At 39.0% G+C, this 21,676-nt stretch carries 25 protein-coding genes; 14 read left to right on the top strand and 11 right to left on the bottom strand.

Going from position 1 to position 21,676, the window contains the following annotated elements:
- Window positions 1–134 precede the first annotated feature (134 nt).
- The gene (locus PP181_RS16180) at window positions 135–794 is read right to left on the bottom strand and encodes a uracil-DNA glycosylase family protein (protein WP_272637853.1); all 660 of its coding nucleotides are present in this window, start codon (window positions 792–794) and stop codon (window positions 135–137) included.
- A 281-nt stretch (window positions 795–1,075) separates the two neighbouring features.
- On the opposite strand from PP181_RS16180, the gene PP181_RS16175 reads away from it, so the two are divergent.
- A complete protein-coding gene (locus tag PP181_RS16175) occupies window positions 1,076–1,204 on the top strand; it encodes a 30S ribosomal protein THX (protein WP_138259533.1) in 129 nt (42 codons plus the stop codon).
- Between the two features lie 2 nt (window positions 1,205–1,206).
- Here PP181_RS16175 and PP181_RS16170 read toward each other — a convergent pair whose 3' ends face one another.
- The 4 genes from PP181_RS16170 to PP181_RS16155 form a co-directional block, all read right to left on the bottom strand.
- A complete protein-coding gene (locus tag PP181_RS16170) occupies window positions 1,207–1,572 on the bottom strand; it encodes a hypothetical protein (protein WP_154920732.1) in 366 nt (121 codons plus the stop codon).
- A 57-nt stretch (window positions 1,573–1,629) separates the two neighbouring features.
- The gene (gene yaaA, locus PP181_RS16165) at window positions 1,630–2,391 is read right to left on the bottom strand and encodes a peroxide stress protein YaaA (protein WP_272637851.1); all 762 of its coding nucleotides are present in this window, start codon (window positions 2,389–2,391) and stop codon (window positions 1,630–1,632) included.
- Window positions 2,392–2,506: 115 nt separating this feature from the next.
- A complete protein-coding gene (locus tag PP181_RS16160; protein WP_272637850.1) occupies window positions 2,507–3,535 on the bottom strand; it encodes an RluA family pseudouridine synthase in 1,029 nt (342 codons plus the stop codon).
- Window positions 3,536–3,537: 2 nt separating this feature from the next.
- The gene (locus PP181_RS16155; RefSeq protein WP_272637849.1) at window positions 3,538–4,125 is read right to left on the bottom strand and encodes a PASTA domain-containing protein; all 588 of its coding nucleotides are present in this window, start codon (window positions 4,123–4,125) and stop codon (window positions 3,538–3,540) included.
- Window positions 4,126–4,274: 149 nt separating this feature from the next.
- Between PP181_RS16155 and PP181_RS16150 the strand changes: the two genes are divergently transcribed.
- The 5 genes from PP181_RS16150 (at window position 4,275) to PP181_RS16130 (ending at window position 10,073) form a co-directional block, all read left to right on the top strand.
- Window positions 4,275–5,249, top strand: a complete 975-nt coding sequence (locus PP181_RS16150) for a D-alanine--D-alanine ligase (RefSeq protein ID WP_272637848.1) — start codon at window positions 4,275–4,277, stop codon at window positions 5,247–5,249.
- Window positions 5,250–5,378: 129 nt separating this feature from the next.
- Window positions 5,379–5,837: a pantetheine-phosphate adenylyltransferase gene (gene coaD, locus PP181_RS16145; RefSeq protein WP_154920727.1), complete on the top strand. Its 459-nt coding sequence runs from the start codon at window positions 5,379–5,381 to the stop codon at window positions 5,835–5,837.
- Between the two features lie 168 nt (window positions 5,838–6,005).
- Window positions 6,006–7,856, top strand: a complete 1,851-nt coding sequence (locus PP181_RS16140) for a PAS domain-containing sensor histidine kinase (protein ID WP_272637847.1) — start codon at window positions 6,006–6,008, stop codon at window positions 7,854–7,856.
- Entirely contained in the window at window positions 7,843–8,247 is a 405-nt protein-coding gene (locus PP181_RS16135; protein ID WP_154920725.1) for a response regulator, read from the top strand. The genes PP181_RS16140 and PP181_RS16135 overlap by 14 nt, the downstream gene beginning before the upstream one ends.
- A 77-nt stretch (window positions 8,248–8,324) precedes the next feature.
- Window positions 8,325–10,073 carry a M14 family metallopeptidase gene (locus tag PP181_RS16130; protein WP_272637846.1) on the top strand — a complete coding sequence of 583 codons (1,749 nt, stop codon included), beginning with the start codon at window positions 8,325–8,327 and terminating at the stop codon, window positions 10,071–10,073.
- A 32-nt stretch (window positions 10,074–10,105) separates the two neighbouring features.
- On the opposite strand, the gene PP181_RS16125 is transcribed toward PP181_RS16130, so the two are convergent.
- Window positions 10,106–10,696 (bottom strand): NUDIX hydrolase, encoded by a 591-nt coding sequence (locus tag PP181_RS16125; protein ID WP_154920723.1) that lies wholly within the window; start codon window positions 10,694–10,696, stop codon window positions 10,106–10,108.
- Window positions 10,697–10,703: 7 nt separating this feature from the next.
- Here PP181_RS16125 and pyrE point away from each other — a divergent pair, with 7 nt between their 5' ends.
- Both pyrE and PP181_RS16115 read left to right on the top strand, forming a co-directional pair.
- The gene (pyrE, locus tag PP181_RS16120; protein WP_154920722.1) at window positions 10,704–11,345 is read left to right on the top strand and encodes an orotate phosphoribosyltransferase; all 642 of its coding nucleotides are present in this window, start codon (window positions 10,704–10,706) and stop codon (window positions 11,343–11,345) included.
- 4 nt (window positions 11,346–11,349) lie between these two features.
- Window positions 11,350–11,742 carry an SRPBCC family protein gene (locus PP181_RS16115; protein WP_154920721.1) on the top strand — a complete coding sequence of 131 codons (393 nt, stop codon included), beginning with the start codon at window positions 11,350–11,352 and terminating at the stop codon, window positions 11,740–11,742.
- Here PP181_RS16115 and PP181_RS16110 read toward each other — a convergent pair.
- Window positions 11,739–12,470, bottom strand: coding sequence for a biotin--[acetyl-CoA-carboxylase] ligase (locus PP181_RS16110; protein ID WP_272637845.1), 732 nt, complete (start codon window positions 12,468–12,470; stop codon window positions 11,739–11,741). The genes PP181_RS16115 and PP181_RS16110 overlap by 4 nt on opposite strands.
- 94 nt (window positions 12,471–12,564) lie before the next feature.
- Between PP181_RS16110 and rsfS the strand changes: the two genes are divergently transcribed.
- From rsfS to PP181_RS16080, 6 genes are all read left to right on the top strand, one after another.
- Window positions 12,565–12,942, top strand: a complete 378-nt coding sequence (gene rsfS, locus PP181_RS16105) for a ribosome silencing factor (protein ID WP_272637844.1) — start codon at window positions 12,565–12,567, stop codon at window positions 12,940–12,942.
- Between the two features lie 9 nt (window positions 12,943–12,951).
- Entirely contained in the window at window positions 12,952–14,955 is a 2,004-nt protein-coding gene (ftsH, locus tag PP181_RS16100) for an ATP-dependent zinc metalloprotease FtsH (protein ID WP_272637843.1), read from the top strand.
- A gap of 63 nt (window positions 14,956–15,018) precedes the next feature.
- A complete protein-coding gene (locus PP181_RS16095; protein WP_272637841.1) occupies window positions 15,019–15,630 on the top strand; it encodes an LUD domain-containing protein in 612 nt (203 codons plus the stop codon).
- A 93-nt stretch (window positions 15,631–15,723) separates the two neighbouring features.
- On the top strand, window positions 15,724–16,527 hold the full coding sequence (locus PP181_RS16090; protein WP_272637840.1) for a phosphatidate cytidylyltransferase: 804 nt from the start codon (window positions 15,724–15,726) through the stop codon (window positions 16,525–16,527).
- Window positions 16,517–17,200 carry a phosphatidylserine decarboxylase family protein gene (locus PP181_RS16085; RefSeq protein WP_272637839.1) on the top strand — a complete coding sequence of 228 codons (684 nt, stop codon included), beginning with the start codon at window positions 16,517–16,519 and terminating at the stop codon, window positions 17,198–17,200. Before PP181_RS16090 ends, PP181_RS16085 begins: the two co-directional genes overlap by 11 nt.
- Window positions 17,175–17,444 (top strand): acyl-CoA-binding protein, encoded by a 270-nt coding sequence (locus PP181_RS16080; RefSeq protein ID WP_154920718.1) that lies wholly within the window; start codon window positions 17,175–17,177, stop codon window positions 17,442–17,444. The genes PP181_RS16085 and PP181_RS16080 overlap by 26 nt, the downstream gene beginning before the upstream one ends.
- Window positions 17,445–17,462: 18 nt before the next feature.
- Here PP181_RS16080 and PP181_RS16075 read toward each other — a convergent pair whose 3' ends face one another.
- The 4 genes from PP181_RS16075 to PP181_RS16060 form a co-directional block, all read right to left on the bottom strand.
- The gene (locus PP181_RS16075) at window positions 17,463–18,227 is read right to left on the bottom strand and encodes a creatininase family protein (RefSeq protein WP_272637838.1); all 765 of its coding nucleotides are present in this window, start codon (window positions 18,225–18,227) and stop codon (window positions 17,463–17,465) included.
- Between the two features lie 109 nt (window positions 18,228–18,336).
- Window positions 18,337–19,578 (bottom strand): sterol desaturase family protein, encoded by a 1,242-nt coding sequence (locus PP181_RS16070; protein ID WP_272637837.1) that lies wholly within the window; start codon window positions 19,576–19,578, stop codon window positions 18,337–18,339.
- A gap of 64 nt (window positions 19,579–19,642) precedes the next feature.
- The gene (locus PP181_RS16065; protein ID WP_240042773.1) at window positions 19,643–20,344 is read right to left on the bottom strand and encodes a response regulator transcription factor; all 702 of its coding nucleotides are present in this window, start codon (window positions 20,342–20,344) and stop codon (window positions 19,643–19,645) included.
- Window positions 20,341–21,477: a sensor histidine kinase gene (locus PP181_RS16060; RefSeq protein ID WP_272637836.1), complete on the bottom strand. Its 1,137-nt coding sequence runs from the start codon at window positions 21,475–21,477 to the stop codon at window positions 20,341–20,343. Before PP181_RS16060 ends, PP181_RS16065 begins: the two co-directional genes overlap by 4 nt.
- Window positions 21,478–21,676: the final 199 nt, after the last annotated feature.

Here is a 21,676-nt window from a genome sequence, read left to right as displayed (position 1 = left end):
AACAATAATTAATCCAAGCCAAAAAACCGACTTAATTTTATATCGTAATCAGGTAAATAATTTTTTCATTTTCATATAGTGTTCTCGTAAAAGAGTCTTGCCTCAAAAGCAAGGCTCTTTTTAGTTTTAAGGGTTTAGAAATGTTTGGCGTACTGGAGCACCCTATAGTCTACCGTATTAAAATTTGGGTTGGCCTCTTTCATTGCTTTGTATTCTGAAATACTGCCCACTGCGCGATTTGCAGCACCGGAGGGTGCGATCAAGGATACCGTTTTAATTGTATTGTTGGTTTTAGGGTGTACAAATTCATGTATTCTTGGAACTTCATTAGATTTCACCTTCAAGTGTAATCCATGCTCCTTCAAGTGTTTTCTAAAAAAGTACTCCGGGCCGTTCTTACTATTGCCCCCCGTGAATAGCAATGTTTCCACGGTAGGGTATTTTTCCAAATAAAAGAGAAGGTTTCTAAGTTTGATATTTTGCATTCCCAAATCAGAGGCATCCACTTTTTCACGTTCCGCCGATGCAACAATATCACAAATCCCTGTTCTGTTCCTGATCAAAAATTCCTTTCGTTGCACAATAGCCCTTTCAGAGGTTTCAAAAAGTAGGTCCAGTTGAAAGATTTCGTTCAAAATAGGCCATAACTGTCCATCTCTGCTTCCATAACAGAAATTCACATCGCCCTTCTTTAGGGCTCCTATAGTGAATCTTGGTGGCGGTAGGGTACCAACGATCAATTTTTTTACGCCTTCAAAAAGAAAAGGTTCATAGGGATGTGTATGCAGAAACAAACTATTGGATATTGAGATTAGGAAACCAAATCTATTGAAATAGGCGTTTAACTCCAATTTTGTAACTTTAGGAAGTAATACCATTTCTGGTTTAAGCGACCAAAAACATTTGGAGCTAGGCATCCATGTGCGTGGAAGCACAACAGGAGTTTTAAATTTTATAAATAAGTAAAGTTCCTTGGAGCACGTCCGCAAGGCGTTCGATGGAAACGTACTTTTAATCTTGAGTTAAACATCAGGGTACAATACCCATTGGCTTTGCCAATAAAAACGAAAATGATATGGGAAAAGGGGACAAAAAAACAAAGCGCGGAAAAATTGCCAATAATTCATACGGGGCAAGAAGACCTAGAAAAATAAAGAGAAAACCCTCCGTTGAGGAGAAAATTAAAGTCGGGAAGAAGAAATAGGTTTAATAGTCTATCCTAAAGTTAAAATCAATTTGGTTTTCATCATCAAGACCCAATTCGTAGGTATAAAAGCCTACTGGCAATGAATCTATAATGAGAACCCTAGGGGTATATTCGAAAGTTGCTGAATCTGACACAATGGTCAAGCCCATTTCTTCCGGAGCCGAATCAAAAGGATAATATTCTGAGAATTCACCTGCCAGTACATTTTCGTAAATCGTATCCTTTTCGGTCACCCTGACTTCGCTGAAATTGAAATCCGTATCATTCTTTATACGGATGTTTACCTTGTTCACATCATCGTCGCGATCGGTACATGATAAAAGGACTGCGGAAAATAGAGCGAAAACCAGTAGGATTCTTTTCATTTTTTTTAGAGTAAGAATAAACTATACTAGCAGAACGAAAAGAAGGAAAATATATTATTAGCGGATAAAGACAGGTTCGCTTTCCTTAACTGTATGTTCCTGACTGAATTGATAATCATCCAAATCGAATCCTTTGATATCTTCCAGAGTCGATGCCTTGGAGTCCAAAATATAACGCACCATGGAACCACGGGCTTTTTTGGCAAAGAAGCTTATCACCTTTAATTTATCGTTTTTCCAATCCTTAAATACGGGACTGATTACGGGGGCTTTTAATTTCTTGGTATCCAAGACGCTAAAATACTCGTTGCTGGCCAGGTTCACGAACAGCTCCCCATCTTCCAATTCATTGTTTAAGTGTTCCGTAACCTCCATTTTCCAAAAATCATAGAGGTTCTTTTTCCTACCTACTTTTAAGGAGGTACCCATTTCCAATCGGTACGGCTGAATTAAATCGAGGGGTTTGAGAATACCATAGAGTCCGGATAATATGCGTAGGGTATTCTGTAGGTCATCAAGCTTTTCTTCCCGGATGGTATACGCATCCAGCCCTTGATATACATCACCATTGAAGGCATATATTGCCGGCCTAGCATTTTCTTTGGTGAAGGGAATAGAAAAATTTTGGTTGCGCTCCCAGTTCAATTGGGCCAGATTATCGGAAATGGACATCAATTCTGAAAGTACCTTGGGTTTTTTCTTGGCCAGCACTTTATTCAGCTGCTGGGCTTGTTTCAAAAAATAGGGATGGGAAAATCTATCGGTAGGCAAGGTACTTTCAAAATCCAAGGATTTTGCTGGAGATATTACAATTTTCATTTGTTTCTGTTATTTCCGATGGCAAACATCAATTTCTCAGCTTCAAAAATATGTGATTTTTGTCCGTTCAAAAACCGATATCAAAAAAGAGTTTTGATAGTCCTATCGACTTATTCTATAAACCGGATTTAGCGTAATTTCGCCACTTTTCTATGCACGTCTGCATATCCTCAGGAATAACGGAATCAAAGCGCATTTGCTGGCCCGTCACCGGATGGACAAATCCCAATGTTTTGGCATGTAGTGCCTGTCTGGGTAAAACCCTAAAGGCATTTTCTACAAACTGTTTATACTTGGTAAAGGTGGTCCCTTTCATGATTTTGTCGCCCCCGTAGCGCTCGTCGTTAAAGAGGGTATGGCCTATGTACTTCATATGGACCCTTATTTGATGGGTCCTACCGGTCTCCAATTTGCAGGATACCAAGGTTACATAGCCAAGACGTTCCAACACCTTATAGTGGGTGATTGCCTCTTTACCATCGGATCCATCAGGAAAAACGTGCATCTGGAGTCGGTTTTTGGGATTCCTGCCAATATTTCCACGAATCGTTCCTTCATCATCCTCCACATTTCCCCATACCAATGCGATGTATTCCCGCTCAGAGGTCTTGTCAAAAAACTGTTTTGCCAAATGGGCCATTGCCGTTTCGGTCTTGGCGATTACCAATAACCCCGAAGTGTCCTTGTCGATCCTATGAACCAATCCCGGTCGTTCACTGCTGTTGGTAGGTAAATTTTCAAAATGATAGATCAGAGCATTTATGAGCGTACCGGAATAATTCCCGTGCCCGGGATGTACCACCATGCCCGCGGGCTTGTTCACCACCAAAAGGATATCGTCCTCATAGACAATATCCAAGGGAATATTTTCCGGCACCAATAAAAATTCATGGGGCGGATGTTCAAAAAGTACCTTTACCTCATCCCCTGCTTTTACCTTATAGTTACTTTTTACAATGGCATCGTTTACCCAAACATGGCCGTCCTTGGCGGCTTGCTGTATCTTATTTCGAGTGGCGTTTTCAACAAAGTTCATCAAGAATTTATCCACCCTCAATGGATCTTGTCCCTTGGAGGCTACAAACTTGTAATGCTCAAAAAGATCGTCGTTGTCCTCTTGCTCCGAATTTACTATTGAAGTCATAATTATTCCGGATCTTCCTGAATGACAACACTGCCTGGCACGTTGCCGTTACCGCAAATCAACTCAATTTTAGAGGTTTTGGGCAGCTTATCCCCTGGCTTGATATCCTTTCCCTTATATTTTATGTAGTAGACCATATCCTTTCCCAATTGGTCTATATAGGTTACACGTTGGACATCCAGACCAACGGCTTTTAACATGGACGATGCGTTTCGCTTGGTTACTTGGATAATTTTGGGCACGGTCACCTTTTTATATCCGGACGGATTTACCGTAAAGTATATCTTTCTATTGCTTTTGACCTTGGTGCCAGCGGATGGATTTTGCTCAATAATCGAAAATCTTGGATAATCTGGATTATAATTGGCCGAGTCCACAACTTCATAACGCAAACCGGCACTTTCCACTTTTTGGCGCATTTCCATTACCGATAGTTTTGAAAAATCCGGTACTTCTACAAATTCCCCATGGTTTGTGGTACTGTTAAGCCATCTTAAAACCAAAAAGATCAGTATCAACAAGATACCTATGGCAAGGCCTATTTGTATCAGGAAAGTTTTGCTCTTTAAAAACCTTAAAAAATTTCTCATGTATTTTTAAATTGGTACAAATATAGTAAATGCCATTTTACAAATAGGGCACATCTTTTTTCGATAAATAATTGGCACTCGCCGGCATACAGGTCTTTTTTCTTTTACGGGAATAATCCATCTTTGTAGCCTAAACTTCCATTTCATCCATGAAGAAAAATATAGCGATTATTATGGGCGGGTATTCAAGTGAATACAAGATTTCCTTGAAGAGCGGCAATGTGGTCTACGATTATTTGGACAAGGAAAAATTCAACTGTTTTTCCATTCATATATTCAAGGATAAATGGGTGTATGTGGATGAAAAAAATGAAGAAACCCCGGTAAACAGACACGATTTTTCCATCGAAATAAACGGTAATAAAGTGAATTTTGATTGTGTTTTCAATGCCATCCATGGTTCACCAGGAGAAAACGGACTCTTGCAAGCCTATTTTGAATTGTTGGATATACCACAGACCTCCTGCGATTTTTACCAATCGGCACTTACCTTTAACAAGAGGGATTTATTGAGTGTTTTAAAGCCGTATGGCATTAAATGCGCCCCATCCTTTTATTTGAACAAAGGCGACGCCGTGAATGAGTATGAGATCATTGAAAAAGTAAAGCTTCCCTGTTTTGTAAAGGCAAATAAATCCGGTAGTAGCTATGGAATCTCAAAGGTTTACAAAAAGGAAGAATTGAAAAAAGCGATTGAAGTGGCCTATGAGGAGGACGATGAAATAATCATTGAAGGCTTTTTGAGCGGCACTGAGGTATCCGTAGGGGTTATCAAATATCAGGGAAAGACTAAGGTACTTCCGGTTACCGAGATTATCTCAGAAAACGATTTTTTTGACTACGAGGCAAAATATGAAGGTAAATCGCAGGAAATAACACCCGCAAGAATTTCAGAAACACAGGAGGCGAATGTATCAAAATTGGCAAAAAAAATCTATGAGGTTTTGAAAATGAAAGGATTCTCAAGAAGCGAATTTATTTTTATCGGAGATGAACCGTATCTCTTGGAAGTAAATACCACACCCGGTCTTACCACGGAGAGTATTCTGCCACAACAGGCCGTCAAAGCGGGAATATCCCTTTCAGCTCTTTTTGAAAATGCCATCAATGAGGTTTTAGGATAAGCTGTTTCAGGGCAAGTCCGTTGGCTTAGGCTGAAAACTATTTAAGTTTTAGGATAAACTCCTGGGTCTTGAAACCTTTGGCGGAGGCAATAAAATGAGTATTTTTAAAATCAATCTTAGTTCCATTTTATGAGGCGCGCAATTTTTCCAGGATCTTTTGACCCACTTACACTAGGCCATCATGACATCATCATGCGTGGCATCACGTTGTTTGATGAACTTATTATAGCCATTGGAAAGAATGCCGAAAAAAAGTACATGTTCACCCTCGAAGAGCGGGTTACCTTCATTGAAAAGGCCTTCGTGAACGAACCTAAAATAAAGGTTTTGACCTATGAAGGCCTAACCGTGGATTTTTGTAAAAAAGTAAATGCAGGTTTTATTTTAAGAGGTCTAAGAAATCCGGCGGATTTTGAGTTCGAAAAAGCCATTGCGCACACCAATCGGAAACTTTCCGAAATTGAGACCGTATTCCTGCTAACCTCTTCCGGAAAATCCTATATCAGCTCGTCCATCGTGCGGGATGTAATCAGGAACGGGGGAGATTATACCGGCCTAGTCCCTGATTCTGTCAAGGTTTCAAAATAAAGTTTGCCACTTAGTCCAATGCTTACTCTTTTAAAAAAATTTTGGAATCAAGCCACAAATCCCTTTAATTTTTTCCAATTGTAAGAAAATACCACAAAAATTCATATGTTCACAACATTTATAAAATACATTTAACATCAACCGATATTTTTGTAAGAAATTACATATATGTTGAAGGGCCTAAAGATTCAATCTACTTCGTATTTAATAAAGCAACTACCTACACTAACAGTATTTGTTGATACGGATTTTAATATCATCCATGCTTCGGACAAATGGCTTTTTACTTTTGGAGAGAAAAGCACCAGTACCATAGGTGATAGTCTTTTTAGCGTTTTTTCTGAACTAAATTCTAAATGGAAGAAGGTATTGATGGGGTGCTTTGAAGGAAAATGTAGTCCCATTGGAATTCAAAAATATACAGATATATCCAATCAAGTTAAGTGGTACAAGTGGTCCAACACTTGCTGGTATGATGAGAATGAGAATATTATTGGCGCTATCATTCAGATGAACGATGTAACTGATGCCGTAGAAAATGAACGAGAATTAAGAAAAACAAAAGTACAGTTAAAGCAACATTCCGAAATTTCTAAAACCGGTAGATGGGAGTACGATATTCAAAAGGACGAAATAACTTGGTGCGATACTACAAAGGCAATCCATGAAGTACCCTCAAGTTTTGTCCCCAGATTGGATACTAGTATTCAATTCTACAAAGAGGGTTATAGTAGAAATGCTATTTCCATGGCCGTTTTTGAAGGTCAGGAAAAAGGAAGGGCATGGAGCCTAAAATTACAGATCATTACAGCAACAGGAAAAGAAAAATGGGTGTTGGCTACCGGAAAACCATACTATGAAAAAGGAAAACTTATAGGTTTCACCGGAACCTTCCAAGATATAGACGAACAGGTATTAGCCAACAATGAGATCAAGAAAAGTGAAAAACTATTAAGAACATTAATAGATAACCTTCCATTGAATGTCTATGTAAAGGATATTAACTCCAAAAAGATATTGGTCAATAAAGCGGAGTGCATCTATTTAGGGGCCAAAAATGAATCAGAACTTATTGGGAAAGATAATTTCGACATTTATGATATTGAGACGGCAAAGAAATTTACGGAGCAGGATATGAAAGTAATGTCTGATTTAGTGCCTATCCTAGGAGAAGAAGTGGTAAGTATTGACAAGAATGGGGTCGAAACGACCTTTTTGACATCTAAAATTCCCTTGCTAGATGAAAGGGGACGGGCAAATGGACTTATAGGTATCAGTGTTGATATAACATCCATAAAACAAAAGGAAAAAGAATTAAGAAATCTCATAGACGTAACTTCCTTGCAAAATAAAAAAATTATAAATTTTGCCCATATTGTCTCTCATAACCTTAGGTCCCATAGTGCTAATTTTTCGATGCTCCTTGACTTTTTACGACATGAAAACGATGAAGATGAAAAACAAAAAATTCTGGGAATGCTCAACAATGCATCAGGTAATCTCTTAGAAACTATTGAAAATCTTAATGAGGTATTGGCGATAAACACCAACATTAATGTTGAAAAAAAGGTAATCAACCTATTTGAAAAATTAAAATCAGTTGAGAAAAATTTGGCCAATGTTATTTTCGAAAACCAGGCGCAAATTGAATCGGATTTTCATTTAGATCAAACCATAAAGACAGTACCTGCATATTTGGAAAGTATTTTAATGAACTTTATTACCAATGGGATAAAATATAAACACCCAGAAAGAAAACCCGTTATTTCACTGAGTTTGGAAAAAGGCAAACTGGTTTCCATATTAACAATCAAAGATAATGGACTGGGAATAGATCTAATGAAATATGGAAATAAGCTTTTTGGAATGTACAAAACCTTCCATGCTCATGAAAACGCTAGGGGTATGGGACTTTATATTACAAAAAATCAAGTTGAGGCTATGGGTGGTAAAATAGAAGTTGAAAGTAACGTCGGAGTTGGAACCACATTTAAGATTTTTTTTAATGAGGAAATTTAAATTTATAAGCATAATAGATGACGATCCAATAACTATATTCGGTATTAAAAAATTGCTAAGCTGTGTTGTGGATTGTGATAGTATTGAAGCGTATAAGGATGGTAAAATAGCCTTTGATACATTTAGAAAAAAGTTCGAGCATGATGAGGATATTCCAGAGGTAATTTTTTTGGATATTAATATGCCCATTATGGATGGATGGCAATTCTTAGAAGAATTTATTAAGTTACCGATTAAAAAAAGGATAAGGATTAATATCGTAACATCTTCAATTGATCCATTTGACAAAGAAAAATGGAGTTACTTCAAGGATAGCACACACCACGTTATAACTTATAATAACAAACCGATAAACCGGGAGGAAATAGCAGAAATGACCAAAGAAGCTTAATTCTGAAGTTGGATGTTTTTGGCTATTTTTGCAAGAAATCCATTGAATTATAGTAATTAGTGATGTAGTTTTTTGCTATGAAGAAGCGTTTTATACTACCTATCTTATCCCTTATATTTCTTGCCTGTGAAACCAAGACAACAAATGTTGCCCTAGACCTCCCTACTACATTTGAAACATCCAATGGCACAGAAACGCCTACTTATGAAGAAATAATTGATTTTTACTTGAAGTTGGCGAAGGAATTTCCTGAAATAAATATCCAGACTATTGGTAAAACGGATAGTGATCGGCCGCTGCACTTGGTTACCTACAATAACGATAGAGATTTCAATTTCAGTAAAATAAACAAGGAAAAAACAGTTTTATTCATCAATAACGGAATCCATCCAGGAGAAAGTGATGGCATTGATGCCACGATGCTGTTGTATCGGGATTTGGCGAGCGGGAAACTATCGCCACCCAAAAATACCGTATTGGTAACAATACCCATATACAATGTTGGCGGCGCGTTAAACAGAAATTCCACCTCCAGGGCTAATCAGAACGGACCTAAATCCTATGGCTTTAGGGGAAATGCTCTCAATTATGACCTAAATAGGGATTTTATTAAGTCCGATACAAAAAATGCAAGAACTTTTGCCCATATTTTCCATTTGGTAAAGCCCGATGTTTTTATTGACAACCATGTTAGCAATGGGGCAGATTACCAATACACCCTGACCCATCTGTTTACACAACATAACAAACTTGGGGGCGAATTGGGTCCCTATCTCCATGAGCGGTTCATGCCGGCCCTAGTGGACTCTTTGGCCAGCGATAATTGGGATATTACACCTTACGTGAACGTTTTCAACAAGCCGCCAGAGGTTGGTTTTGCCCAATTTATGGACCATCCCAGATACTCCACAGGCTATACGACCCTATGGAACACTTTGGGCATGATGGTAGAAACGCACATGTTAAAACCATACAAAACAAGGGTAGAAGGCACTTATGAGCTAATGACCAAAATGCTTGCCCTAAGCGAAATTGAAGGCGCCAAGATCAAGGAATTAAAGAGCAAATCCAACGCGGCTTTTTTAGAGAAAGACCATTATCCAATTCAATGGGTTATTGATAGTACAAAAATCTCTAAAATTGATTTTAAGGGCTTTCAAGCGGATACGGTCATTAGTGGGGTAACCGGATTTAAGCGATTGAAGTTCGATAGGGAAAAACCCATAACAAAGGAGGTTACCTATTACGATTATTACAAAGCAGCGGACTCCATAGAAATCCCCGAAGCATATATAATTAAAAAACAATGGAAAGAGGTTATTGACCTATTGAGCACGAACGCAATTAAGTTTAGTGTTGTCGAAAAGGATACGGTCAAAAATGTGGAATCCTATACCATTGATAGCTTTGAGACTCGGAACCGACCTTATGAAGGGCATTATCTACACTACAACACTAAAGTATTGGCCACAGTTGAAAATATTTCATTTGAAGCCGGGGATGTATTGATACCTACACAGCAGGAGGGCATCAGATATCTATTGGAAACCCTGGAACCAGAAGCAGTGGATTCCTTTTTCAACTGGAACTTCTTTGACACCATATTACAGCAAAAAGAAGGGTTTTCACCGTATGTTTTTGAAGATACCGCCCTCTTAATGCTACAAAACGATTCGGTTTTAAGACAAGAATTTGAGTTTAAAAAACAGAATGATACGACATTTTCAGAAAATTGGTACACCCAACTTGACTGGTTGTTCAAGAAATCCGAGCTCTATGAAAAAGCCCATAATCGATATCCAGTATACAGGGTCTTGAAAAAGTGATGTAGTTCACCATTAGTTCGAACAGCATTGGCCTAATCTCCTTCGAACAAAATTTTAATGTTCACATAGGAGTTCTGTAAGGCCTTTTGAATCTTTTTGGGTCCTTTCCATTTCACCTTAACGATTCCCTCCTTTTTTTCGGGTTTCAGTTTTCCTGAATAATCGGTCTTCATAGCATACCAATGCACCTGCTTAAGTGTTATGACGCCATTATTTTTGAAAATGTGGTAAGTCGTCCTAAGAAAATTCTCTACACGTAAACCCTTTACACCGGTTTCTTCCATAACTTCCCTTACTGCACAGTCCTCAATGGATTCTCCCTTGTCCAGCTTACCTTTGGGCAAATCCCATTTATCGTTCCTATAAATAAACAAGACCTTTCCCAATGGATTCGTGACCACACCCCCGGCAGCAACGACCAATGGGATTTCCTGTGTAAATTTTTTTAGGATTTCTTCCGAATTGGGATGATAGATGTAGGCCTCAGTAAGCTTTTTCTTTTTTAATGCCTTTATGGCACTGTTGATAGATTCTTGATTCAGAAGAAAATACTCGCCACCAGCTGTTTCGGAGAGTTTATTTGTTAAAATCAGAGGCAGTTCATTAACAAAAACTTTATACATTTGCGACATGGTTTTAAACAAAAACACGGCTAAAAAAACAGCTGAGCTTCTGCTGCAAATTAATGCAATAAAATTGAAACCCGAAAATCCTTTTACATGGGCCTCAGGATGGAAATCCCCTATTTATTGCGACAATAGAATTTTACTTTCGTACCCCAGTATAAGGAACTTTATCAAGGACGAAATGGCAAAACAAGTCGAATCCCTTTATGGGAAACCGGATGTTATTGCTGGTGTTGCAACAGGGGCCATAGGAATGGGTGCATTGGTAGCGGATGCCCTTGGCCTTCCTTTTATTTATGTTCGACCGGAACCCAAATCTCACGGTAGGCAAAACCAAATTGAAGGGTACTTGGAACCACACCAAACTGTTGTGGTAATCGAGGATTTGATAAGCACCGGAAAAAGTAGCTTAAATGCCGTAGAGGCCTTGGAATCCTACGGTGCAAATGTAAAAGGAATGTTGGCCATATTTACCTATGGTTTTGAAACTGCCACCTTAAATTTTGCGGAACGAAAAGTGGAACTCTACACTTTGAGCAATTATGAGTATTTGATCGAGCAGGCATCTGAAACCAACTATATAAAGGAAGAACAACTGAACACATTAATGGAATGGAGGAAAAATCCCTCCAAATGGTTACAATAGAAGTATGTTTATAGAATCACCCAAATCAAGAGTATCCAAGAGTAAGGAAGAAACTTTCAAATTTTTGAACGACCTGGCCAATTTTGAAAAATTGATGCCCGACAATATCGACAAGTTCGAGGTACTGAACGAAAACAGATTTCTATTCTCCCTAAAGGGAATGCCGGAAATCGTTCTTGAAAAAAAGAATCAAGAACCCTATTCCAAACTTGTTTTGGGCGCGGCCAGCGATAAATTGCCTTTCACCTTGACTGCGGATATCCAAGAGCTGGAAGCGTCCAAAAGTGAAGTAACGCTAAGCTTCTCCGGAGAATTTAATGCCATGATGGCCATGATGATAAAATCGCCAATTACCAACTTCATGAACACCTTGGCGACCAATTTGGAGAAAATTTAGTAAAGCAGGGTAATTTCCTTTATATCATATTCCTCAAGGCTATCGTCCTCCAACCGTACCCTTAACTTTCCCTCGTTCCCAACTCCTAATATAATGCCGTTGAAGATTGGTCCATCTCCAGATTTAAAGGTGCTCGCAACGCCTTTTCTGAAAAGATTTGAATGATATTCGTGAAGAATGGTTTCCCCTTCACCCATTTGGAGAATTGACAAGGCTAGCTTTAAATTTTTAATCAAACTTTGCAATAATTCCTCCAAATCATAGACGATACCCGTTTTGTTGTATAAGGAGGATGCTTTGGGGTTCCCAGGAAAATGGGACTGGTTCACATTCAACCCAATTCCAATAATTACCGATTTTAACGAGATACCCACAATACTGTTCTCTATTAAAATCCCGCAAATTTTGTGGGAACCTGACATAATGTCGTTCGGCCATTTTACGGCAATCCTAGGGATTTTCAATAAGTCCAAAGTCCTAAATACGGCCAAGGAAACGGCCATGTTGAGCTCAAAATGTTTATTAAGTTGGAATCCCTCCATTTTCTTCAAGACACTGAATGTTAGGTTTTTACCAGGTTCGGTACACCAATTTCCATCCATTTGCCCCCTACCCCTTGTCTGGTTTTTGGCCCAAACGACCGTAAAATCATCTAGGTAGCCGCTTTTGGCCAATTCCTTTAAAAAGGTATTGGTAGATGCCGTGGCATCAAGTTTGATTAATCGCATATATATTTGCTAAGGGCCTATCTTTAATCTATTGTTAAAAACTAAGCCTAAAAGAGCAAAAAAACAATAACTTTGTAAAAACTAAAACTTTTGAATGCAGAAAAGGAAAACTAGTGCAGATGAGCTAATTACATTGATTTTACAGGGAATAGAAGAAGTAAAAGGACAAAATATAAATTTACTCGACCTAAGGGAAATCGAAAATACCGTTTGTGACTACTTTATTATTTGTAATGGTACCTCCAACACGCATGTAAACGCAATCGTAGGTTCTATCCAAAAAACGGTCAGTAAGGCAAGTAAGGACAAACCTTGGCATGTAGAAGGTACGGAAAATGCCGAATGGGTTTTAATGGACTATGTAAATATTGTGGTCCATGTCTTCCAAAAGCACATCAGGGAATTTTACGATATAGAAGGGCTATGGGGTGATGCAAAATTCACTACCATAGAAAGTAGCGTTAATAATTAATAAAATAGAATGGCAAAAGAGAATAATACGAGTCCCAAAAAACCAAAATTCAGCTCTTGGTGGATATATGGATTGGTAGCGGTATTGCTTATAGGGTTTCAATTGTTCAGTAGTGATGATTTGGCAAGTACCAAAAAAACCACCACTTCAGAATTACAGGAATATCTAAGAAATGGGGATGTTCAGAAAATATTGATAATTACCAATACCAATCAGGCAAAGGTATTTCTGACGGACGAAGCAATGACCAAGGAAGTCCATAAAGACGTTTCCGAAAAATCCTTTTTGCCAACATCGGGAAGTGTACCGCAATACACGTTGGATTATGGGGATTTACAGATTTTCCAGAACGAGATTACCGAAATAAAGAAGGACAACAACCTGGATACGATCATTGAATTTGGAAAGGAATCCACGGCAATTTTGGACTTTTTGCTATCCCTGTTGCCATTTGTGCTGATTATTGGTATTTGGATATACCTAATGAGAAGAATGTCCGGTGGTGGAGGCGGTGGTGCCGGAGGACAAATTTTCAACATTGGAAAATCCAAGGCCAAATTGTTCGATGAGAAAACGGATACTCGAACTTCTTTTAAGGATGTAGCCGGATTGGAAGGGGCCAAGGAGGAAGTTGAGGAAATTGTGGAGTTCCTGAGAAATCCGGATAAGTATACGTCACTTGGTGGTAAAATCCCAAAGGGAGCCTTGTTGGTTGGACCTCCAGGTACCGGTAAGACCCTCTTGGCAAAGGCCGTAGCCGGGGAAGCCAAAGTACCTTTCTTTTCACTATCCGGTTCGGATTTTGTGGAAATGTTTGTAGGTGTTGGTGCATCCAGGGTAAGAAATCTATTCAAACAGGCAAAGGACAAATCCCCCGCAATTATATTCATCGATGAAATCGATGCCATTGGTAGGGCACGGGGTAAGAACAACTTTACGGGTTCCAACGACGAAAGGGAAAATACGTTGAACCAGTTGTTAACGGAGATGGACGGTTTTGGCACCAACACCAATGTCATCGTCTTGGCAGCTACCAACCGAGCCGATGTATTGGACAAAGCCTTGATGCGTGCCGGTAGGTTCGATAGGCAGATTTATGTGGACCTTCCGGATATTAGGGAACGAAAGGAAATATTTGAGGTTCACTTAAGACCGATTAAAACGGCCGAAACCTTAGATTTGGATTTCCTTGCCAGACAAACTCCAGGTTTTTCGGGTGCGGATATTGCCAATGTTTGTAACGAAGCAGCATTAATAGCTGCCAGAAAGGAACAAAAGGCCGTTAGCAGACAAGATTTCTTGGATGCCGTGGATAGGATCGTTGGAGGTCTTGAAAAGAAAAATAAAATCATAACTCCGGGAGAGAAGGAGACAATCGCCTATCATGAGGCCGGTCATGCTACGGTAAGTTGGATGCTGGAACATGCCGCCCCCTTGGTAAAGGTGACCATAGTTCCAAGAGGACAATCCCTTGGTGCCGCATGGTACCTGCCAGAAGAAAGACTGATTGTTAGGCCAGACCAGATGTTGGACGAGATGTGCGCCACGATGGGCGGTAGAGCGGCAGAGAAAGTAATTTTCGACAAAATTTCAACAGGCGCCTTGAGCGACTTGGAAAAAGTCACGAAACAGGCCAAGGCCATGGTTACTATTTATGGATTGAACGATACGATCGGTAATCTTACCTATTACGATTCCTCTGGTCAGGATTCCTACGGATTCTCCAAACCGTATAGCGAGGAAACTGCAAGGAAAATAGACGAGGAGATTTCAAAGATTATAGAGGAACAATATCAAAGAGCCATTAAAGTCCTTACCGATAATAAGGACAAACTTACAACCTTGGCCCAAAGGCTTTTGGAAAAAGAGGTTATCTTTAAAGAAGATTTGGAAAAAATATTTGGAAAACGAACATTTGACAAAGACCTAAAGGAAGAGGAACGTCAAAAGTTGGAGACCTCCGAGTCCAAAAAAGATGCGGAAGAAGACGAGAAAGTAGCAGAAAATAGTTAATTATGTAATTCGATTTTGTATCGCAAATGAACTTTTGGACTATTTGGTAGATTAAAAAATTACATGGGGCTTTTAGATATTTTATTTGGTGGGGGGAAAAGGAAAATTTCCAAGGAAACTGCGGAAACGCGCGGTGAGCACATGCCAGATTTAACCCTCCCGGTAGATGAAAAATTTACCATCCACTTCAAAAAGAACGGCGGCAAATTCATTTATTGCATATCTGACCAAGAAGTACTGAAGGCCATTCAAAACATTATCGAAGAAAATGGCTGGGAAGACCATCCGTTCTTTGCAATGAATCCCCAGTTGGTCAAAAAGTTCTCCAAAGAGCAAATCTCCTTTACCGTAAAAATATCGGAAAGCGAGGTGTTCCTGACGACTTGCGAACACTTGATCGCCCAAAACGGAAGTATTTTGGTATGCTCCAACCAGCTGATGGAGAAAAAAATAAATGAACTTCCAAGCAACGTAATCGTTTATGCCACCACAAGTCAATTGGTGGAATCCATTGGGGAAGGTCTTAAGGCCATAAAAAAGAAATATGGCCCCGCCATTCCGGCAAATATTACCACATTAAAACACTTTAAGGCCACTGAGGAAAATTCAGATGATTTTCTTACCTATGGCAGTAGTACTAAAAATCTTTATCTTTTATTGCTGGAAGATTTATAGTATGAAATTCCCATTAGTAGAATATTTTAATCACACTGTCCATTTTTATTGGCGCATTACATCTGACTTATTAAATACATTAAATAATTTCAGATGAAAGAGGTTCTAAGAAGATCGCTTACGGGCGCCGTGTATATTATTCTACTTTTATCGGCCGTTTTTCTAAGCTCGGATGCATTTGATTTTCTTTTTATGATATTTGGGCTTGCCTGTCTCTATGAATATAAAAGACTCGTAAAACTTAAGGGATATTATATTTTTTTGGCCTACCTCTCCTTATGGTGGGCCTATATTTATCTGATACATGACCAAATTTTGATTAACATTTTAATGTTTATCACGATTTTTATCGATATATATTTATTATTCTATCTTTTTTCAAAAAAACAATCAAGTTTTACATCGTTGTTTAAATTTTTGGTTGGTTTGTTCTACATAGGTGGTGGATGTATCTTTCTAACGATGATTCCCTATAAGAACGATGCGTTTGCCAAGCTATTGATAATGGGCATATTTATATTGATTTGGGTAAACGACTCTTTCGCATATATCGTTGGCAAGACCATGGGAAGGACCAAGTTATTCCCGGAAGTTTCCCCAAAAAAAACTGTGGAGGGAACGGTTGGAGGTTATATATTTGCCCTTGGTGCGGCGTATATCATGGGTACCCAAGAACAAATTATAGGCCCCATACAATGGATGCTCCTAGCCAGTGTTATCGTTGTAACTGGAAGTTTGGGTGACTTGATCGAATCAAAACTAAAAAGGTCCGCAGGTGTAAAAGACAGTGGGGCCATATTGCCGGGTCACGGTGGCATGCTGGACAGATTGGACAGTTTGGTTTTTGCCGCACCATTTGCTTATTTAACGTTAAATATTTTTACCTATGTTTCATAGAGAAGGTCAAAAAATAATCTTAATTACCTTTTTTATAACGGCACTGGCAGTTTTGCTGGCCCACTTCTTTGTGAATATACCTTGGATAAAACTGGCAATCCAAATTACCGCTTTGGTCATTCTTATCCTAATACTCCAATTTTTTAGGAACCCAAAAAGAAGATCCAACAAATCTTTCAATGAAATTTTGGCCCCCGTCGATGGTAAAGTTGTAGTTATAGAAGAAGTTGAGGAAACCGAATATTTTAAGGAGAAGCGCAAACAGGTTTCCATTTTTATGTCTCCAATCAACGTACATGTAACACGGTATCCCGCGAGCGGAAAGGTAAAATATTCAAAATACCATCCCGGCAAATATCTTGTGGCCTGGCATCCAAAATCCAGTGAGGAGAACGAAAGAACGACCGTTGTAATTGGAACACCAAAATTTGGGGATATCCTTTTCAGACAGATAGCTGGGGCAATGGCAAGACGTATCGTAAATTACGCCGAAGTGGGTGAAAGCGTGCAACAAGGGGAAGATTCCGGATTTATCAAGTTTGGCTCCAGGGTTGACGTATTTCTTCCACTAAATTGCCAAATAAACGTTTCCTTAGGACAAAAGGTAAAAGGAGCCGTCACGTGTATAGCAACGTATGTTGACCCAAATGAGCAAGAAGAATCTACATACTGATTTTCAAGAAGCGGTAGCGTTCGTAAGCAATTATGAATTTCCCATTCCTGCGGATATTTTATTGAAACTTTATGCCTATTATAAAGTGGCCACTAAAAATTTCAGCAATCCCGGAAGTAAGACTCCATTAATCAATGCCTTTAAGGCGAACGCATTGATCCAGGCACAAAATATCAGCATTGAAGATGCCATGAAAGAATATATAAACTTGGTAGAAAAAGAGTTGAAACCAGACGGTAAATAAACTCATCCAACAAGTAGGCTACTCGTAAAGATCCTCCAAATCGGCATCACACAAGTCCACAAATAGGTTACTTAATTTCAGGCAAACATCCCTAAAAAACCGTGCCCCCTTTTCATTGGTGGCCAATTCCGGATTTCCGGTTCCAGTATCTTCCGTTATTTTGGACCATTCACGTTCTGCCCATACACCCCCTTGGGAAAAGGCCTTTATCTTGAACTTTTTATGGTGTCCCCTACCCCAATGTTCCTTAGGAAGTACCAGATCTTCCCTTAAATAGAGCATGAGACTCGTTTCCATTTCATCGGCATGGTCGCCTGCCTTTTCAAAATATTCGTACTTGTCCAGCATCTGTGGAAAGAAGCAAAAACTGATGAACATTTTAGGGAAGAGTAGTCCCAACTCGCGTATCATAGGTTTAAAGTCGTTACCTCCATGTCCGTTATAAATAAGCAACTTATAAAGCCCTTGATTATTTAGCACGGTGATGATGTCCTTTAAAATGGCAAACTGGGTGCTTGGATTTAGGTTGATATCCAAGTATATATCCTTCTGGCCCGTATTGACACCAAAGGGAATGGTGGGCAGTACAATCACTTTTTTTCCTTGCTCCCATGCGATTCTTGCCGACTCAGCGACCATAGCTTCCGCTTGAAAGTTGTCCGTCGCATAGGGAAGATGGTAATTATGGGCCTCCGTTGCGCCCCAAGGTAACACGGCCAATTGAAATTGTTCGTCCTTTAGATGTTTCCAATTAGTTTCGGCCAAAATGTAAGGTCGTATCATACCAATATTCTTTTCTTTTTAAACAGATTCATAAAGTAAACTATCTTTGGGCAAGCCTACGAGTCATACTTCGAAAACGAATTATTATTTTCGAGGTAAGCCTTGGAGTTTAAACCCTTTGGCGGTGCCAATAAATACTTCCTATTATGGTCGACAAAAAGTAAAGAAGTATGAGCGTTTTACCTGCCGTAAAATAGGAATTCAATCCGAACCAATCCCCAGTAGATAAAATAATCGTACAACCCAGCACCCCCCGGAAAACTTCAATCCATACGGCATAGGTATCACCATCCATTAAGGAAGTGTATCCATAAATTCCCAGAAAAACCAAACCTCCGTACCACAACAACTGATTGACCTCCAAGTTTCCAAAATTTGCGAACATGAACAGCAATAATAGTAGTGAAATGACCAATTGAAAAATCAAGTATGCATTGAATGCCTTGCTCGTTGGTGTGACATAACGTTCAAAATTGTACACATCGGTTATAACGTCCGTGGGATATTTGTCCTTGACATCACTGGGCCGCCAACCTGTTGGCATAAACCAAATCCTAATTTTATCCCAAAGATTTTTGGTCCTCCACGCATCTAAAGACAACCTCCACAGATGTTGAAAGTTGATTCTTATAGGATTCCAGGTTCTTGCAGGTTTCAAAATTCCATATTGTGGAGGAACATCTGGTAATTCTTCCTGAAACGTTCCGAACATTCGATCCCAAATACAGAAAACCTGACCCAAGTTCTTATCAATGTACTCGGGATTAATGGCATGGTGTACCCTATGCTGGGATGGCGTTACGATAATGTATTCCAACCATCCCATTTTTCCAATATGTTGTGTGTGATACCAAAATTGGGCAAATAGTTGTATGGGAGCCAAAATAGCGATGACCTCGTTGGGAACGCCCAAAAAGGCAGCAGGTAGCAACAAAAACGGGAAATAACCCAATACGTTGGAAACCGATTGTCGTAAGGCACAGGCCAAATTGAATTTCTCACTACTATGGTGGATCACATGTTGGTTCCAGAAAAAATTGACCTTATGGCTTAACCTGTGGTTCCAATACCCCGCAAAATCTATGGCAATAAAACCAATGACCCACGTAAGCCAGGTAGGTTCAATACTGGTAATGGCCAAATGTTCGAGCAAAAATGGGTAGGATATCAGTACCAAGACGATTCCTAGCGAGTCTTTTATAATGTTGGTAAGTCCGGAACTTATGCTGGAAACTGTATCCAACACCGTGTATTTTTGGTCCTTTAGAAAATGACCATAGGCCATCTCCATGATTAATAAGAGAATAAAAAAAGGTATGGCGTATAACAGTGCGGTTGCGTAGGTTTCCAAAACTCTCTATTTAACACTTAAAAGATACAAACTCCTAAAGAATGCCCAAAAGGCATATTGATTCTTATGGTTCAAATCGAAAGATATAGCCTTTGCCATGAACATTTTCGATTTTAATAGAGGCATCCTTTTCCAAAAATTTTCGCAATCGGGTAATGAATACGTTCAAACTTTTCTTGTTGAAATAATCATTTTTGCCCCAAATTTTGATGAGAATATCCTTGTGGGGACACAATTGGTTCTTTTTTTCGACCAAATATTTTAAAAGCTCACTCTCCTTCGTCGTTAGATTTATCTTTTGTCCGCCAACTAACAATTCTTGGTTAAGCGAGTTAAAATGATAGAGACCGATTATGTATGACTCGACTTCCTCTTTTTTAGGGATGGGTTTTTCCAGTCTTGAAAGAAGGTTCTCAATTCTAATGACCAACTCTTCCTCATCGATGGGTTTTTTCAGGTAATCCACTGCACCCAAATAAAACCCTTTAAGTACGTCTACTTTCAAGGACTTTGCGGTTAGGAAAATAAAGGGGAGTTCAGAAAAATTTTCATTTATTTTTTCTGCCAATGTAAACCCATCCATTTCCGGCATCATGACGTCCAATACGGCCAAATCGAATTTAGTTTGGTCCAATTTCACCAAAGCTTCCTTGCCGTTTTTTGCCCAAATGACCTCGAAGCTTTTCATTTTCAAGTATTCTGATAATAAATACCCAACTGCCTCGTCATCCTCTACCAAAAGGATTCTTTTCTTTTCTTCCATCATGATACTATAGGAATTGTTAATCTAACTTTTGTGCCTTTTTTCTCCTCACTGCTCATTTGAACCTTGCCCCCATGCTTTTTGATTACTTTTTTAACGTAACTCAGTCCCAAACCATACCCTTTCACACTATGAAGGTCTCCATTTGTAACTCTGTAAAATTTCCGGAACACCCTTTGTGACTCCTCCTTTGAAATCCCAATACCATTATCGGTCACCTCCACAATGAGCCTATGGCCATCTTTATAAGCCTTCAAATGGATTTCGGGCTCGGGGGAATATTTTTTTGCATTGTCCAGAATATTATTGATGGCGTTTTCCAAATGAAAGACTTCCGCGTTAAGTATATAGTTTTCCCCAGCCAAATCATAGTTAAAAATACCATTTTCTATGGCGACCAGTGTCTTGAATTCGGCACACAGGTTTTCCAAATATGGTTTAAAATCTACTTCGGTCAAGGTAATCACGCTTTTACCGGATTCCAGACTGGCCAACTCCAAGACTTTTTCTATGTGACCGGACAAACGTCCTACCTGTTGTCTGATTATTCCCAAAACCGGTTTTTGTTTTTCGTTCGCGGATTCATCCAAGATTTTGGTTGCCAATCCAATAGAAAATACCGGGGTCTTTAGCTCATGCGTAAGATTGTTGATAAATTCATTGGTAGTCGTAATGACATTACTTTGCCAATAGTAGGTACGCAATACCCAAAAAATAGTCGCACAAATCCCTATCAAAAACAATATGCTGGGAAATGTAAGGCCGTTTAGTTTCGCTAAAAAATAATTGTGTAGATTTTCAAATTTAAGATCTAACACAACCGGTTTGCCCAACAATTGGGGGAAATAACCCTCCAAATCAATGGGATAAGAATCAACATCGTCCATCCCTTCAAAGGTATTTGTGGAATGCAGTACATAGCTACTATCCTTGGTAAAAAGGGTATATGTAAAATCAGATTCAATACCTTGGTTTAAAAGTTGGTCCCTAATAAAATCGTCCAAAAACATGTTTCCCACATTTTGCAGGCTATCAACACTGACCTTAAAAAATGAGGTATCCCTTCGAATGCCCTCACCAATTAAATACGTGAGTTTGTTTTCTTCATTTAGACTGTTAGCCACTAAAGTACCCACTCTATCTATTTTAGAATCGAACTGAACTTTTGCCAAACTTAGGCCTATACGTAAATACTGGTATTGTACAATTGCCAACCCCACAATTGAAACCAAAAACACCCCTATGTAGATATATCTCTTTTTCAAAATCCCTACGAAATAACTTAAATAAATGCGTTTATTAATGAAAATTAATATTCCGTTAATTGCATTAAAC

It is taken from the genome of Maribacter sp. PR66 (assembly GCF_028464205.1).
GTDB classification, from domain to species: domain Bacteria; phylum Bacteroidota; class Bacteroidia; order Flavobacteriales; family Flavobacteriaceae; genus Maribacter; species Maribacter flavus.
The sequence above is the reverse complement of the archived record's forward strand: the minus strand, read 5'-3'. Positions and strand labels throughout refer to the sequence as shown.

What these genes read in the sequence shown, in the direction of transcription:
- PP181_RS16095 (WP_272637841.1), top strand. Translation starts at nt 15,019, where the DNA reads ATGGGGCTTTTAGATATTTTATTTGGTGGGGGGAAAAGGAAAATTTCC.
- rsfS (WP_272637844.1), top strand. Translation starts at nt 12,565, where the DNA reads ATGCAGAAAAGGAAAACTAGTGCAGATGAGCTAATTACATTGATTTTA.
- PP181_RS16170 (WP_154920732.1), bottom strand. Translation starts at nt 1,572, where the DNA reads ATGAAAAGAATCCTACTGGTTTTCGCTCTATTTTCCGCAGTCCTTTTA.
- yaaA (WP_272637851.1), bottom strand. Translation starts at nt 2,391, where the DNA reads ATGAAAATTGTAATATCTCCAGCAAAATCCTTGGATTTTGAAAGTACC.
- PP181_RS16115 (WP_154920721.1), top strand. Translation starts at nt 11,350, where the DNA reads ATGTTTATAGAATCACCCAAATCAAGAGTATCCAAGAGTAAGGAAGAA.
- PP181_RS16065 (WP_240042773.1), bottom strand. Translation starts at nt 20,344, where the DNA reads ATGATGGAAGAAAAGAAAAGAATCCTTTTGGTAGAGGATGACGAGGCA.
- PP181_RS16135 (WP_154920725.1), top strand. Translation starts at nt 7,843, where the DNA reads ATGAGGAAATTTAAATTTATAAGCATAATAGATGACGATCCAATAACT.
- PP181_RS16160 (WP_272637850.1), bottom strand. Translation starts at nt 3,535, where the DNA reads ATGACTTCAATAGTAAATTCGGAGCAAGAGGACAACGACGATCTTTTT.
- pyrE (WP_154920722.1), top strand. Translation starts at nt 10,704, where the DNA reads ATGGTTTTAAACAAAAACACGGCTAAAAAAACAGCTGAGCTTCTGCTG.
- PP181_RS16125 (WP_154920723.1), bottom strand. Translation starts at nt 10,696, where the DNA reads ATGTATAAAGTTTTTGTTAATGAACTGCCTCTGATTTTAACAAATAAA.
- PP181_RS16080 (WP_154920718.1), top strand. Translation starts at nt 17,175, where the DNA reads ATGAGCAAGAAGAATCTACATACTGATTTTCAAGAAGCGGTAGCGTTC.
- PP181_RS16130 (WP_272637846.1), top strand. Translation starts at nt 8,325, where the DNA reads ATGAAGAAGCGTTTTATACTACCTATCTTATCCCTTATATTTCTTGCC.
- PP181_RS16175 (WP_138259533.1), top strand. Translation starts at nt 1,076, where the DNA reads ATGGGAAAAGGGGACAAAAAAACAAAGCGCGGAAAAATTGCCAATAAT.
- PP181_RS16085 (WP_272637839.1), top strand. Translation starts at nt 16,517, where the DNA reads ATGTTTCATAGAGAAGGTCAAAAAATAATCTTAATTACCTTTTTTATA.
- PP181_RS16075 (WP_272637838.1), bottom strand. Translation starts at nt 18,227, where the DNA reads ATGATACGACCTTACATTTTGGCCGAAACTAATTGGAAACATCTAAAG.
- PP181_RS16140 (WP_272637847.1), top strand. Translation starts at nt 6,006, where the DNA reads ATGTTGAAGGGCCTAAAGATTCAATCTACTTCGTATTTAATAAAGCAA.
- PP181_RS16155 (WP_272637849.1), bottom strand. Translation starts at nt 4,125, where the DNA reads ATGAGAAATTTTTTAAGGTTTTTAAAGAGCAAAACTTTCCTGATACAA.
- PP181_RS16150 (WP_272637848.1), top strand. Translation starts at nt 4,275, where the DNA reads ATGAAGAAAAATATAGCGATTATTATGGGCGGGTATTCAAGTGAATAC.
- PP181_RS16090 (WP_272637840.1), top strand. Translation starts at nt 15,724, where the DNA reads ATGAAAGAGGTTCTAAGAAGATCGCTTACGGGCGCCGTGTATATTATT.
- PP181_RS16110 (WP_272637845.1), bottom strand. Translation starts at nt 12,470, where the DNA reads ATGCGATTAATCAAACTTGATGCCACGGCATCTACCAATACCTTTTTA.
- ftsH (WP_272637843.1), top strand. Translation starts at nt 12,952, where the DNA reads ATGGCAAAAGAGAATAATACGAGTCCCAAAAAACCAAAATTCAGCTCT.
- coaD (WP_154920727.1), top strand. Translation starts at nt 5,379, where the DNA reads ATGAGGCGCGCAATTTTTCCAGGATCTTTTGACCCACTTACACTAGGC.